Below are 11,817 nucleotides of genomic sequence, written 5' to 3' on the forward strand. Positions count from 1 at the left end.
ATCTCCATGTATATAACGACTGCACCTTTGCCGGTACACGACTTTTCGCCAGATGCGAAAGAGACATAGAATAAAGTGCCAGAATCAGGAGTACCAGCGATTAAAGCAAGATTTTTGCATCTTTTCAGGGTGCAAGACGATCAATCTTCCACGCATCATTTTCACGCTGGTACAAAAAGCGGTCATGCAGGCGATGCTCACCGCCCTGCCAGAACTCAATCTGTTCAAGGCTGACGCGAAAACCGCCCCAAAAGCTCGGCAATGGCACTTCGCCCTGTTGAAACTTCTGCTTCAGCTCCAGGAATTTACTTTCAAGGATACCGCGGGCAGAAATGCGACTGGACTGCTTCGAAACCCATGCACCAATCTGGCTATCACGTGGGCGACTATGAAAATATTTCATCACTTCGAGAGTCGAAAGTCGTTCCGCTTTACCGATCACCATCACCTGGCGCTCAAGGGTATGCCACGGGAACAGCAGGCTAACGCGCGGATTATTTTCGATTTGATGTGCTTTACGGCTGCCGAGGTTGGTGTAAAACACCATGCCTTTTTCGTCGTAATGTTTGAGTAAAACGATGCGCTGATAAGGCTGACCATGTTCATCCACGGTAGCGACCACCATCGCGGTAGGGTCCGCCAGTTTGGCGTCACAAGCCTGAGAGAGCCAGCGTTCAAAAAGGGTTAATGGCTCGGCAGGAAGATCGCGGCGGCGTAACCCGCCTTTGGTGTATTCACGGCGCAGATGCGCGATTTGCTGCAATTCGTCGTTATCAGACATGGTTTTCTTTACGGATTGTCAGTGGGTGACGCTATTGTGCGCCGCCCCTGGAAAAATCTCAACGCTGTGGATTTTGTAACTGACAGTTATTCAAGACGATGCGGTCGCGTTTATAGACAGTCGCTTCATCGCCTTTCGACCAGAAAACATAGATTCCGTCAGTGTAACGCGCGCCAGAGGCTGAAATGCCCTGTTTGAGATGCAGTAGTTGATTATCGTAAACAAAACTGACTTCCTGGCGCGGATTATTCAGTTTGACCGTCAACGGTTTTTCATCACACTGGTATTCCAGCGTATCGGTTTGCATGCGCTCAAACAGTTGATTGAACGCGCTACAGCCGGTGAGAAGGACCGGCAAACAGATCAGTAACAGTTTTTTCATAGACATATCCCGAAGACTTTCCTGGTCTGGAGGGCAATACGCCCTCCCTAACGTTCCAAGTGTAACGGCAGACGCGGTAAGAAAAATTCAGTTAACTCTGATATCACGGGTTAGCGGGGAAAATAGCCCCCAGTACCGTCTCCTGGCTTGCGCCAGTGACGGAAGGCAGATTTCCTGGTAATCCCGCCAGCGTTCGCCAGGCAAGCCAGGCGAACGCCAATGCTTCCATGTCATCGCCACTAATGCCAACGGCATCGGTGGTGGTGACTTCTGTGCCTGGCAGTAATGCCGCCAGACGCGCCATGAGTAGCGGATTACGACCACCTCCACCACATACCATCAATCGTTCGCAGCCACCGCTCAACAAAACTTGTTCAGAAATGGTCACGGCGGTGAGTTCTGCCAGTGTGGCCTGCACATCACGGGGATCAACCCCCGGAAAATGGCGCAAATGGCGCTCCAGCCAGCCGTAGTTAAAGTATTCGCGTCCGGTGCTTTTCGGTGCGGGTTGCGAGAAATATGGGTCGCTGAGCATATTTTGCAGCAGTGGGAGAATAACTTTACCCGCCCGTGCCCACTCGGCATCTTTATCGTAAGGTTTACCGGCCTGACGCCAGATCCAGGCATCCATCAGCATGTTACCAGGACCGGTATCGTAGCCCCCAACCGGCTGGCCAGGAATGAGCAGTGACAGATTGGCGATGCCGCCAATATTGAGCACCATTCGTCGCTCGGTTGGGTGAGCCAGCAGCGCATGATGGAACGCAGGTACCAGCGGTGCACCTTGTCCTCCCAAGGCAATATCGCGACGGCGAAAATCACCGACAACCGTAATTCCGGTGCGCGCCACAATTTGATTGTTATCGCCAATCTGTAAAGTGTGTGGTGCCACGCCCGTCGGTTCATGCCAGACGGTTTGACCGTGACAGCCGATCGCAACGATATCTCTCGCCTGCAGGTTTTGTTCCTTAAGCAAGGCATTGACCGCATCAGCAAAAAGTCGCCCGAGTTGAGTATCAAGCTGTCCAAACTGCGAAAGTGTAAGCTGCTGGCCCTGGCAAATATCCAGTACAGCCTGTTTCAGAGACACCGGGATCGGCCAGCTCAAACTTGCCAGCTGTGCGACCCGGTGTTCATCAATTGTCGCCAACACAACATCAACACCATCAAGGCTGGTGCCTGACATAACGCCAATAAAGCGGCCCGATTTCATAGTTCATCCTTTTTCAATCTGACGTTTGCGCACCACTCAAACATAAACTTTTCGTGAATACCATGCGGAATGACCAATTTTTACCGTTGGTAGTAAAACATTATCTTCAAATCAATAATCATCATGAATATTTTGTTTATAATTGGTTGATCCTACTTTCATTATGATTTGCTCATATTTGGTAGAACATGTAACCATGGATTCACATATGCCATATACTTTGACCATGAGGGATGCTTGCGTGGCGTTTCATGGTGAACAGGAGATTTTTCAATGATTAAACGCGTATTGGTTGTTTCAATGGTAGGTCTGTCTCTTGTCGGTTGTGTTAATAACGACACCCTGTCAGGGGATGTTTATACCGCTTCTGAAGCGAAACAAGTACAGAATGTCAGCTATGGCACCATCGTTAATGTACGTCAGGTACAGATTCAGGGCGGTGATGATTCCAACGTTATCGGCGCAATTGGCGGTGCTGTACTTGGTGGTTTCCTGGGAAATACTATTGGTGGCGGAACCGGGCGTTCTCTGGCTACTGCAGCAGGGGCTGTTGCAGGTGGTGTAGCCGGTCAGGGCGTACAGAGTGCAATGAACAAAACGCAGGGTGTCGAGCTGGAAATTCGTAAAGATGATGGCAACACCATCATGGTGGTACAGAAACAAGGGAACACTCATTTCTCTCCAGGCCAACGTGTCGTACTGGCCAGCAATGGCAGTCAGGTGACCGTTTCCCCGCGCTAAATAAGTTTGCGTGTGGTCAGGTTACTGACCACACGCCCCCTTCATTTCACCCTTTGGCCTGTAACTCAATGATATTATGCTCAAGTTTTGCGATGAGCTTAATCAGTTGTTCCAGTTCCTCTGCGGAGATGCCATGTAAAATTTCCGCGCGGGTTTTGTTAATAACAGCTTCCATTTCGCTGATCAGCGGCTCTGCCTTTTCCGTCAGTTTAATACGTTTAGCCCGACGATCGCTGGCACAAGTTTGACGCGAAATTAACCCTTTTTCTTCCAGTTGGTCCAGCGTACGGACCAGTGATGGCTGCTCGATGCCAATCGCTTTTGCCAGTTGAATTTGCGACTGGTCTGGAGGTAACTGATGGATATTGTGTAACGTAACCCAATGGGTTTGTGTTAACTCCAGCGGTTTCAGGCGATGGTCTATCAGAGCACGCCATATGCGCACCAACCGTGCCAGATCAGAACCTAGTGGCGATTCCAATTTCATCTCCTTATAATTAGCTTGCTAAGATATTATGCGGCTTTTAGAATAGTGTGCAGCAATTGTATTGCTAAAACAAATGTATTGCTGCATTTGGTTACCGTCAGACATATTTTTCAGAAATTGCGCGTAAATTTTTCGCACTTAAAGAATATTTATTAATCTAACGCAATATATTCTGTCGTAAAGGAATCTACTTTGTGAAGTTTATGCTCAATGCAACAGGATTGCCCTTACAAGATCTGGTGTTCGGTGCGTCCGTCTACTTTCCTCCGTTTTTCAAAGCCTTCGCATTTGGATTCGTCATCTGGCTTGTCATACACCGCCTGCTTCGAGGCTGGATCTACGCCGGTGACATCTGGCATCCCTTGTTAATGGATTTATCGCTGTTTGCGATTTGCGTTTGCCTTGCTCTGGCAATACTGATTGCGTGGTAACTATGTCAATTAAAACAATTAAGTATTTCTCAACAATCATTGTAGCGGTAGTTGCGGTTCTTGCCGGATGGTGGCTGTGGAATTTTTACATGCAATCTCCGTGGACACGCGACGGGAAAATACGCGCAGAACAGGTTTCTATCACCCCACAGGTGTCGGGACGTATTGTTGAGCTGAATATAAAAGACAACCAGCTGGTTAACGCGGGGGATCTTCTGCTCACGATCGATAAAACGCCCTTTCAGATCGCCGAGCTGAACGCACAGGCTCAGCTGGCGAAAGCGCAATCTGACCTCGCAAAAGCCAATAACGAAGCGAATCGTCGTCGTCATCTCTCACAAAATTTTATTTCTGCCGAAGAACTCGATACCGCTAACCTCAATGTTAAAGCGATGCAGGCCAGCGTTGATGCCGCACAGGCGACGCTAAAACAGGCACAATGGCAACTGGCGCAAACGGAAATTCGCGCCCCGGTGAGTGGATGGGTGACTAATCTCACTACCCGCATCGGCGACTACGCTGACACCGGGAAACCGCTGTTTGCCCTTGTTGACAGCCACTCGTTTTACGTCATTGGTTATTTTGAAGAAACCAAATTGCGCCATATCCGCGAAGGTGCACCAGCACAAATTACCCTCTATAGTGATAACAAAACGTTACAGGGTCACGCGTCCAGTATCGGTCGGGCGATTTATGATCAGAGCGTTGAAAGTGACTCAAGCCTTATTCCGGATGTGAAACCTAACGTCCCCTGGGTTCGCCTCGCCCAACGCGTTCCCGTCCGCTTTACGCTGGATAAAGTCCCAGGCGATGTCACGCTGGTGTCGGGCACCACCTGTAGCATTGCCGTAGGTCAATAATGAACGCATCGTCATGGTCCTTGCGCAATTTGCCCTGGTTCAGGGCCACGCTGGCGCAATGGCGTTATGCGTTACGCAATACCATTGCCATGTGTCTGGCGCTGACGGTTGCCTATTATTTGAATCTTGATGAGCCCTATTGGGCGATGACCTCGGCTGCGGTGGTTAGCTTTCCCACCGTTGGCGGTGTCATCAGCAAAAGCCTCGGACGCATCGCTGGCAGTTTGCTCGGAGCCATTGCGGCACTGCTTCTTGCCGGACATACGCTCAATGAGCCGTGGTTTTTTCTATTGAGCATGTCGGCGTGGCTTGGCTTTTGTACCTGGGCCTGTGCGCACTTCACGAATAACGTCGCGTATGCATTTCAACTGGCGGGCTACACGGCTGCCATCATCGCCTTTCCGATGGTTAATATTACTGAGGCCAGCCAGCTGTGGGATATCGCTCAGGCGCGTGTTTGCGAGGTGATAGTCGGTATTTTGTGCGGCGGCATGATGATGATGATCCTGCCGAGCAGTTCCGATGCTACAGCCCTTTTAACCGCATTGAAAAACATGCACGCCCGATTACTGGAACATGCCAGTTTACTCTGGCGGCCTGAAACAACCGATGCCATTCGTGCAGCACATGAAGGGGTGATTGGGCAGATACTGACCATGAATTTGCTGCGTATCCAGGCTTTCTGGAGCCACTATCGTTTTCGCCAGCAAAACGCGCGTCTTAATGCGCTACTCCACCAGCAATTACGTATGACCAGTGTCATCTCCAGCCTGCGACGTATGTTGCTCAACTGGCCCTCACCGCCAGATGCCACGCGAGAAATTCTCGAACAGCTGCTGACGGCGCTCGCCAGTTCGCAAACAGATGTTTACACCGTCGCACGTATTATCTCCCCGCTACGCCCGACCAACGTCGCCGACTACCGGCACGTCGCCTTCTGGCAGCGACTACGTTATTTTTGCCGCCTTTATCTGCAAAGTAGTCAGGAATTACATCGTCTGCAAAGCGGTGTAGATGATCGTGCCAGACTCCCACGGACATCCGGCCTGGCTCGTCATACCGATAACGCCGAAGCTATGTGGAGCGGGCTGCGTACATTTTGTACGTTGATGATGATTGGCGCATGGAGTATTGCTTCGCAATGGGATGCCGGTGCCAATGCTTTAACGCTGGCAGCAATTAGCTGCGTACTCTACTCCGCCGTCGCGGCACCGTTTAAGTCGTTGTCACTGCTGATGCGCACGCTGGTGTTACTTTCGCTATTCAGCTTTGTGGTCAAATTTGGCCTGATGGTGCAGATTAGCGATCTGTGGCAATTTTTACTGTTTCTCTTTCCACTGCTGGCGACAATGCAGCTTCTTAAATTGCAGATGCCCAAATTTGCCGCACTGTGGGGGCAACTGATTGTTTTTATGGGTTCGTTTATCGCTGTCACTAATCCCCCGGTGTATGATTTTGCTGATTTTCTTAACGATAATCTGGCAAAAATTGTTGGCGTCGCGTTGGCGTGGTTAGCGTTCGCCATTCTGCGTCCAGGATCGGATGCTCGTAAAAGCCGCCGCCATATTCGCGCGCTGCGCCGGGATTTTGTCGATCAACTAAGCCGCCATCCAACACTGAGTGAAAGCGAATTTGAATCGCTCACTTATCATCACGTCAGTCAGTTGAGTAACAGCCAGGATGCGCTGGCTCGCCGTTGGTTATTACGCTGGGGTGTAGTGTTGCTGAACTGTTCTCATGTTGTCTGGCAATTGCGCGACTGGGAATCGCGTTCCGATCCGTTATCGCGAGTACGGGATAACTGTATTTCACTGTTGCGGGGAGTGATGAGTGAGCGTGGCGTTCAGCAAAAATCACTGGCGGCCACACTTGAAGAATTACAGCGAATTTGCGACTGCCTTGCCCGTCATCATCAACCTGCCGCCCGAGAACTGGCGGCAATTGTCTGGCGGCTGTACTGCTCGCTTTCGCAACTTGAGCAAGCACCGCCGCAAGGTACGCTGGCTTCTTAATTACTTAATTACACCACAGGCATAGCGTTCACCGCCACCGCCCAGCGGTTTGGGTTGATCGGACATATTATCGCCGCCAACGTGGACCATCAGCGCTTTGTCTTTGACTTCATCCAGTGATTTCAGACGAGGCGCGATGACGGCATCGGTCGCCTTGCCGTCATTATTGACTACCAGTGCAGGCAGATCGCCTAAATGCCCGGCACCTTCTGGCCCTTCATGTTTACCGGTATTTTGTGGATCAAGATGCCCGCCTGCGGATTCTGCGGCGCTGGCTTTGCCATCTTTGGTGGCTGGCTGGCAGCTTCCTTTGGCATGAATATGGAAGCCATGTTCACCGGGAGGTAATGCTTTCAGATCGGGCGAAAACTCCAGACCTTTATCGGTTTCAGTAATGGTGACGCTACCAATTGACTGCCCAACCCCTTGCGACGTGACGAGGTTCATCTCGACTTTTTCACTGGCAGCTTGTGCGCCGGTCGCAACAACCAGCGCCAGAATGGCCAGACTAAAACGTTTCATAGGACCTCCGTTCATTGTGCATTCCTGAATAAGTGTAAACCAGTGACACATTTTTGAACGGCGGCTATTCCTAAAAGTGCTTACGGTACGTCGTAACCTAGTGCCGCTTTACGGATACGAAACCATTGTTGACGGGTCATTTTCAGTGTTTCTGCTTCGACAGCTGCCCGTACGCGCTCAATTTTACCTGAGCCGATAATTGGCAGCGGCTGCGACGGTAAACGTAATACCCAGGCGTAAACCACCTGTTCAATCGAGCCCGCGTTTAACTCCTCTGCCACCACAGCCAGTTCATCACGCAGCGGCTGGAAATAATCATCATTAAACAGACGACCACCACCAAGGCAGGACCACGCCATCGGACGAACACGCAGTTGTTGCAGTTGGTCGAGCGTGCCATCCAGCAGTAACGGCTGATGTACCGGGGATATTTCCACCTGATTAGTGGCAAGGGTAAACGGCAGGCGTGATTGCAAAAGCGCAAATTGCGCAGGCGTAAAGTTCGATACGCCAAAATGACGCACTTTGCCGCTCTGATGCAGATGTTTAAACGCGTCCGCCACTTCATCGGCATCCATTAACGGGTCTGGTCGGTGGATTAACAGCAGATCCAGATGATCGGTCGCGAGATTAATTAGCGACTGTTCGGCGCTCTTAATGATGTGATCGCGGTCAGTAATGTAATGGCCAATGACGTTTTCTTCACGCGCGGTCGTCGCGATACCGCATTTACTGACGATTTCCATCCGTTCACGCAGGTGAGGTGCCAGTTTCAACGCCTCGCCAAACGCCGCTTCGCACTGATAGCCACCATAAATATCAGCATGGTCCACGGTGGTCACGCCGAGATCCAGATGCTCTTCAATAAAACTGACCAGCTGGCGGGCGGACATATTCCAGTCCATCAATCGCCAGTAGCCCATCACAAAACGGGAAAACTCCGGGCCTTGCGGCGCAATAGTAATACGCTGAACCATAATCGCTTCCTCTTATCAGATATGAGAGGAGTATACGCAAGATTAGGCTCAAAAGAGTGATGGTTGCTCCGGTTCGTCTGATGACGCTGGCTTATTTGCACGTAATTTGCGCATTAACCGCTGCCGACAAAGGCGCAGTACCTCTTGTTTTTCGCCATCGCTCATTTTATTCCAGTTAAAACGCTCATCCCGACTACGAAAACAGCCGCGACAAAACCCGCGTTCGTCAGACTGGCAAATTCCCCGGCACGGGCTCTGGACGGGAAAGAACTCTAATTGCTCCGCCACTTCGCCCTCCTCAAATAAGATTATTACCATTATTGAAGCTGTTAATGCCCAAAGTAGCAACTTTGCTTGCGCTAGACCGACTGGTCTACTACACTCCAACGCATGAACAAACACACCGAACATGATACTCGCGAACATCTCCTGGCGACGGGCGAGCAACTTTGCCTGCAACGTGGGTTCACCGGGATGGGGCTAAGCGAATTACTAAAAACCGCTGAAGTGCCGAAAGGGTCCTTCTATCACTACTTTCGCTCTAAAGAAGCGTTTGGCGTTGCCATGCTTGAGCGCCATTACGCCACATATCACCAGCGACTGACTGAGTTGCTGCAATCCGGCGAAGGTAACTACCGCGACCGCATACTGGCTTATTACCAGCAAACACTGAACCAGTTTTGCCAACATGGAACCATCAGTGGTTGCCTGACAGTAAAACTCTCTGCCGAAGTGTGCGATCTGTCAGAAGATATGCGTAGCGCGATGGATAAAGGCGCTCGCGGCGTGATCGCCCTGCTCTCGCAGGCGCTGGAAAATGGCCGTGATAGCCATTGTTTAACCTTTTGTGGCGAACCGCTGCAACAGGCACAAGTGCTTTACGCACTATGGCTGGGTGCGAATCTGCAGGCCAAAATTTCGCGCAATTCCGAGCCACTGGAAAACGCGCTGGCACATGTAAAAACCATTATTGCGACGCCTGCCGTTTAGCAGGCATTTTTTATCACCAGACGACCGGGAGCCTTTATGTCATCTGAAAAACTGTATTCCCCACTGAAAGTGGGCGCGATCACGGCGGCAAACCGTATTTTTATGGCACCGCTGACGCGTCTGCGCAGTATTGAACCGGGTGACATCCCTACCCCGTTGATGGCGGAATACTATCGCCAACGTGCCAGTGCCGGTTTGATTATTAGCGAAGCCACGCAAATTTCTGCCCAGGCAAAAGGGTATGCTGGTGCACCTGGCATCCATAGTCCGGAACAAATTGCCGCATGGAAAAAAATTACCGCTGGCGTTCATGCTGAAAATGGTCATATGGCCGTACAGCTGTGGCACACCGGACGCATTTCTCACGCCAGCCTGCAACCTGGCGGTCAGGCACCGGTAGCGCCTTCCGCACTTAGCGCGGGAACACGTACTTCTCTGCGCGATGAAAATGGTCAGGCGATCCGTGTTGAAACATCCATGCCGCGTGCGCTTGAACTGGAAGAGATTCCGGGTATCGTCAATGATTTCCGTCAGGCCATTGCTAACGCGCGTGAAGCCGGTTTTGATCTGGTAGAGCTCCACTCTGCTCATGGTTATTTGCTGCATCAGTTCCTTTCTCCTTCTTCAAACCATCGTACCGATCAGTACGGCGGCAGCGTGGAAAATCGCGCACGTCTGGTGCTGAAAGTGGTCGATGCCGGGATTGAAGAATGGGGTGCCGATCGCATTGGCATTCGCGTTTCGCCAATCGGTACTTTCCAGAACACAGATAACGGCCCGAATGAAGAAGCCGATGCACTGTATCTGATAGAACAACTGGGTAAACGCGGCATTGCTTATCTGCATATGTCAGAACCAGATTGGGCGGGGGGTGAACCGTATACTGATGCGTTCCGCGAAAAAGTACGCGCCCGTTTCCACGGTCCGATTATCGGCGCAGGTGCATACACGGTAGAAAAAGCCGAAACGCTGATCGGCAAAGGGTTAATTGATGCGGTGGCATTTGGTCGTGACTGGATTGCGAACCCGGATCTGGTCGCCCGCTTGCAACGCAAAGCTGAGCTTAACCCACAGCGTGCCGAAAGTTTTTACGGTGGCGGCGCGGAAGGCTACACTGATTACCCGACGCTGTAATCCAACATTGCGAGCGGCGCAAAGCCGCCGCTATACTAAAACAACATTTTGAATCTGTTAGCCATTTTGAGGATAAAAAGATGCGTCTTCTTCATACCATGCTGCGCGTTGGCGATCTGCAACGCTCCATCGATTTTTATACCAAAGTGCTGGGCATGAAACTGCTGCGTACCAGCGAAAACCCGGAATACAAATACTCACTGGCGTTTGTTGGCTACGGTCCGGAAACCGAAGAAGCGGTGATTGAACTGACCTACAACTGGGGCGTGGATAAATACGAACTCGGCACTGCTTATGGTCACATCGCGCTTAGCGTAGATAACGCCGCTGAAGCGTGCGAAAAAATCCGTCAAAACGGGGGTAACGTGACCCGTGAAGCGGGTCCGGTAAAAGGCGGTACTACGGTTATCGCGTTTGTGGAAGATCCGGACGGTTACAAAATTGAGTTAATCGAAGAGAAAGACGCCGGTCGCGGTCTGGGCAACTAATCTCCTGCCGGGCGTGAACTCATCGCGCCCGCATCTTTACTGCATCGACAAGTAATATTTGTCATAATGCGCGCTGCAATTTATCCGTATTAAGAGAATCAGATGTCCGATAACGCTCAACTTACCGGTCTGTGCGACCGTTTTCGTGGTTTTTATCCTGTTGTGATCGATGTTGAAACAGCCGGATTTAACGCCAAAACCGATGCGCTGCTTGAGATTGCCGCCATCACCCTGAAAATGGATGAACAAGGCTGGCTGATGCCGGACACCACATTACATTTCCACGTCGAACCATTTGTCGGCGCAAATTTGCAGCCAGAGGCCCTCGCCTTCAACGGCATTGACCCGAACGATCCCGATCGCGGCGCGGTCAGCGAATACGAGGCGCTGCACGAAATTTTTAAAGTTGTACGTAAAGGCATTAAAGCGAGCGGCTGTAACCGCGCCATTATGGTGGCGCACAACGCCAATTTCGATCACAACTTTATGATGGCCGCCGCAGAACGCGCCTCACTGAAACGTAACCCGTTCCACCCTTTCGCCACTTTTGACACTGCTGCACTGGCCGGGCTGGCACTCGGACAAACCGTATTGTCAAAGGCTTGCCAGACCGCTGGCATGGACTTCGACAGCACCCAGGCGCACTCCGCGCTGTACGACACCGAACGCACTGCTGTGCTGTTTTGTGAAATCGTCAACCGCTGGAAACGTCTGGGAGGCTGGCCGCTACCTGCCGCCGAAGAGGTGTAATCGAGTCGATGCCTGATGACATGCAATGATTCAGGCATCTATAGTGAGG

Annotated in this window: 15 protein-coding genes; 8 read left to right on the forward strand and 7 right to left on the reverse strand. The window is 51.2% G+C overall.

The annotated features are described in order from the left end of the window. Positions 1 to 124 precede the first annotated feature (124 nt). The 3 genes from pdxH to anmK all read right to left on the reverse strand — a co-directional run bounded on the left by pdxH (position 125) and on the right by anmK (position 2,376). Positions 125 to 781, reverse strand: coding sequence for a pyridoxamine 5'-phosphate oxidase (gene pdxH, locus ACJHWT_RS05890; protein WP_001282325.1), 657 nt, complete (start codon positions 779 to 781; stop codon positions 125 to 127). 58 nt (positions 782 to 839) lie between these two features. After that, a complete protein-coding gene (gene mliC / locus ACJHWT_RS05895) occupies positions 840 to 1,169 on the reverse strand; it encodes a C-type lysozyme inhibitor (protein ID WP_000061966.1) in 330 nt (109 codons plus the stop codon). A gap of 97 nt (positions 1,170 to 1,266) precedes the next feature. Further along, positions 1,267 to 2,376 carry an anhydro-N-acetylmuramic acid kinase gene (anmK, locus tag ACJHWT_RS05900; protein ID WP_000835069.1) on the reverse strand — a complete coding sequence of 370 codons (1,110 nt, stop codon included), beginning with the start codon at positions 2,374 to 2,376 and terminating at the stop codon, positions 1,267 to 1,269. A 273-nt stretch (positions 2,377 to 2,649) separates the two neighbouring features. On the opposite strand from anmK, the gene slyB reads away from it, so the two are divergent. Continuing rightward, positions 2,650 to 3,117 carry an outer membrane lipoprotein SlyB gene (slyB, locus tag ACJHWT_RS05905; RefSeq protein ID WP_000597201.1) on the forward strand — a complete coding sequence of 156 codons (468 nt, stop codon included), beginning with the start codon at positions 2,650 to 2,652 and terminating at the stop codon, positions 3,115 to 3,117. Between the two features lie 46 nt (positions 3,118 to 3,163). Here the strand turns inward: slyB and slyA are convergent, their stop codons facing one another. Beyond that, on the reverse strand, positions 3,164 to 3,598 hold the full coding sequence (slyA, locus tag ACJHWT_RS05910) for a transcriptional regulator SlyA (protein ID WP_000445640.1): 435 nt from the start codon (positions 3,596 to 3,598) through the stop codon (positions 3,164 to 3,166). Positions 3,599 to 3,798: 200 nt separating this feature from the next. On the opposite strand from slyA, the gene ACJHWT_RS05915 reads away from it, so the two are divergent. From ACJHWT_RS05915 to ACJHWT_RS05925, 3 genes are read left to right on the forward strand one after another with little or no spacing between them, the layout of a single operon-like run. Beyond that, positions 3,799 to 4,035, forward strand: a complete 237-nt coding sequence (locus ACJHWT_RS05915) for a DUF1656 domain-containing protein (protein ID WP_000670994.1) — start codon at positions 3,799 to 3,801, stop codon at positions 4,033 to 4,035. Between the two features lie 2 nt (positions 4,036 to 4,037). Beyond that, the gene (locus tag ACJHWT_RS05920) at positions 4,038 to 4,895 is read left to right on the forward strand and encodes an HlyD family secretion protein (RefSeq protein ID WP_001317859.1); all 858 of its coding nucleotides are present in this window, start codon (positions 4,038 to 4,040) and stop codon (positions 4,893 to 4,895) included. After that, positions 4,895 to 6,907, forward strand: coding sequence for an FUSC family protein (locus ACJHWT_RS05925; protein ID WP_000994339.1), 2,013 nt, complete (start codon positions 4,895 to 4,897; stop codon positions 6,905 to 6,907). The genes ACJHWT_RS05920 and ACJHWT_RS05925 overlap by 1 nt, the downstream gene beginning before the upstream one ends. On the opposite strand, the gene sodC is transcribed toward ACJHWT_RS05925, so the two are convergent. From sodC to ACJHWT_RS05940, 3 genes are all read right to left on the reverse strand, one after another. Next, positions 6,908 to 7,429, reverse strand: coding sequence for a superoxide dismutase [Cu-Zn] SodC (gene sodC, locus ACJHWT_RS05930; RefSeq protein WP_001298528.1), 522 nt, complete (start codon positions 7,427 to 7,429; stop codon positions 6,908 to 6,910). An 80-nt stretch (positions 7,430 to 7,509) separates the two neighbouring features. After that, on the reverse strand, positions 7,510 to 8,406 hold the full coding sequence (locus ACJHWT_RS05935; RefSeq protein ID WP_000250656.1) for an aldo/keto reductase family oxidoreductase: 897 nt from the start codon (positions 8,404 to 8,406) through the stop codon (positions 7,510 to 7,512). A gap of 48 nt (positions 8,407 to 8,454) precedes the next feature. Next, positions 8,455 to 8,694, reverse strand: coding sequence for a DUF1289 domain-containing protein (locus ACJHWT_RS05940; protein ID WP_000840481.1), 240 nt, complete (start codon positions 8,692 to 8,694; stop codon positions 8,455 to 8,457). Between the two features lie 102 nt (positions 8,695 to 8,796). Between ACJHWT_RS05940 and nemR the strand changes: the two genes are divergently transcribed. From nemR to rnt, 4 genes are all read left to right on the forward strand, one after another. Continuing rightward, positions 8,797 to 9,396 (forward strand): DNA-binding transcriptional regulator NemR, encoded by a 600-nt coding sequence (gene nemR / locus ACJHWT_RS05945; RefSeq protein ID WP_001032947.1) that lies wholly within the window; start codon positions 8,797 to 8,799, stop codon positions 9,394 to 9,396. Between the two features lie 36 nt (positions 9,397 to 9,432). Further along, entirely contained in the window at positions 9,433 to 10,530 is a 1,098-nt protein-coding gene (gene nemA / locus ACJHWT_RS05950) for an N-ethylmaleimide reductase (protein WP_000093595.1), read from the forward strand. Positions 10,531 to 10,610: 80 nt separating this feature from the next. Continuing rightward, positions 10,611 to 11,018, forward strand: a complete 408-nt coding sequence (gene gloA / locus ACJHWT_RS05955; protein WP_001237796.1) for a lactoylglutathione lyase — start codon at positions 10,611 to 10,613, stop codon at positions 11,016 to 11,018. Between the two features lie 102 nt (positions 11,019 to 11,120). Then, on the forward strand, positions 11,121 to 11,768 hold the full coding sequence (gene rnt, locus ACJHWT_RS05960) for a ribonuclease T (protein ID WP_001282278.1): 648 nt from the start codon (positions 11,121 to 11,123) through the stop codon (positions 11,766 to 11,768). Positions 11,769 to 11,817 lie beyond the last annotated feature (49 nt).

The sequence above is a fragment of the Escherichia sp. WS338 genome (assembly GCF_046486405.1).
Classification (GTDB): Bacteria; Pseudomonadota; Gammaproteobacteria; order Enterobacterales; family Enterobacteriaceae; genus Escherichia; species Escherichia coli.

Coding starts and splice junctions, on each gene's coding strand:
- pdxH (WP_001282325.1), bottom strand. CDS start 781: ATGTCTGATAACGACGAATTGCAGCAAATCGCGCATCTGCGCCGTGAA.
- mliC (WP_000061966.1), bottom strand. CDS start 1,169: ATGTCTATGAAAAAACTGTTACTGATCTGTTTGCCGGTCCTTCTCACC.
- anmK (WP_000835069.1), bottom strand. CDS start 2,376: ATGAAATCGGGCCGCTTTATTGGCGTTATGTCAGGCACCAGCCTTGAT.
- slyB (WP_000597201.1), top strand. CDS start 2,650: ATGATTAAACGCGTATTGGTTGTTTCAATGGTAGGTCTGTCTCTTGTC.
- ACJHWT_RS05920 (WP_001317859.1), top strand. CDS start 4,038: ATGTCAATTAAAACAATTAAGTATTTCTCAACAATCATTGTAGCGGTA.
- ACJHWT_RS05925 (WP_000994339.1), top strand. CDS start 4,895: ATGAACGCATCGTCATGGTCCTTGCGCAATTTGCCCTGGTTCAGGGCC.
- sodC (WP_001298528.1), bottom strand. CDS start 7,429: ATGAAACGTTTTAGTCTGGCCATTCTGGCGCTGGTTGTTGCGACCGGC.
- ACJHWT_RS05935 (WP_000250656.1), bottom strand. CDS start 8,406: ATGGTTCAGCGTATTACTATTGCGCCGCAAGGCCCGGAGTTTTCCCGT.
- nemR (WP_001032947.1), top strand. CDS start 8,797: ATGAACAAACACACCGAACATGATACTCGCGAACATCTCCTGGCGACG.
- nemA (WP_000093595.1), top strand. CDS start 9,433: ATGTCATCTGAAAAACTGTATTCCCCACTGAAAGTGGGCGCGATCACG.
- gloA (WP_001237796.1), top strand. CDS start 10,611: ATGCGTCTTCTTCATACCATGCTGCGCGTTGGCGATCTGCAACGCTCC.
- rnt (WP_001282278.1), top strand. CDS start 11,121: ATGTCCGATAACGCTCAACTTACCGGTCTGTGCGACCGTTTTCGTGGT.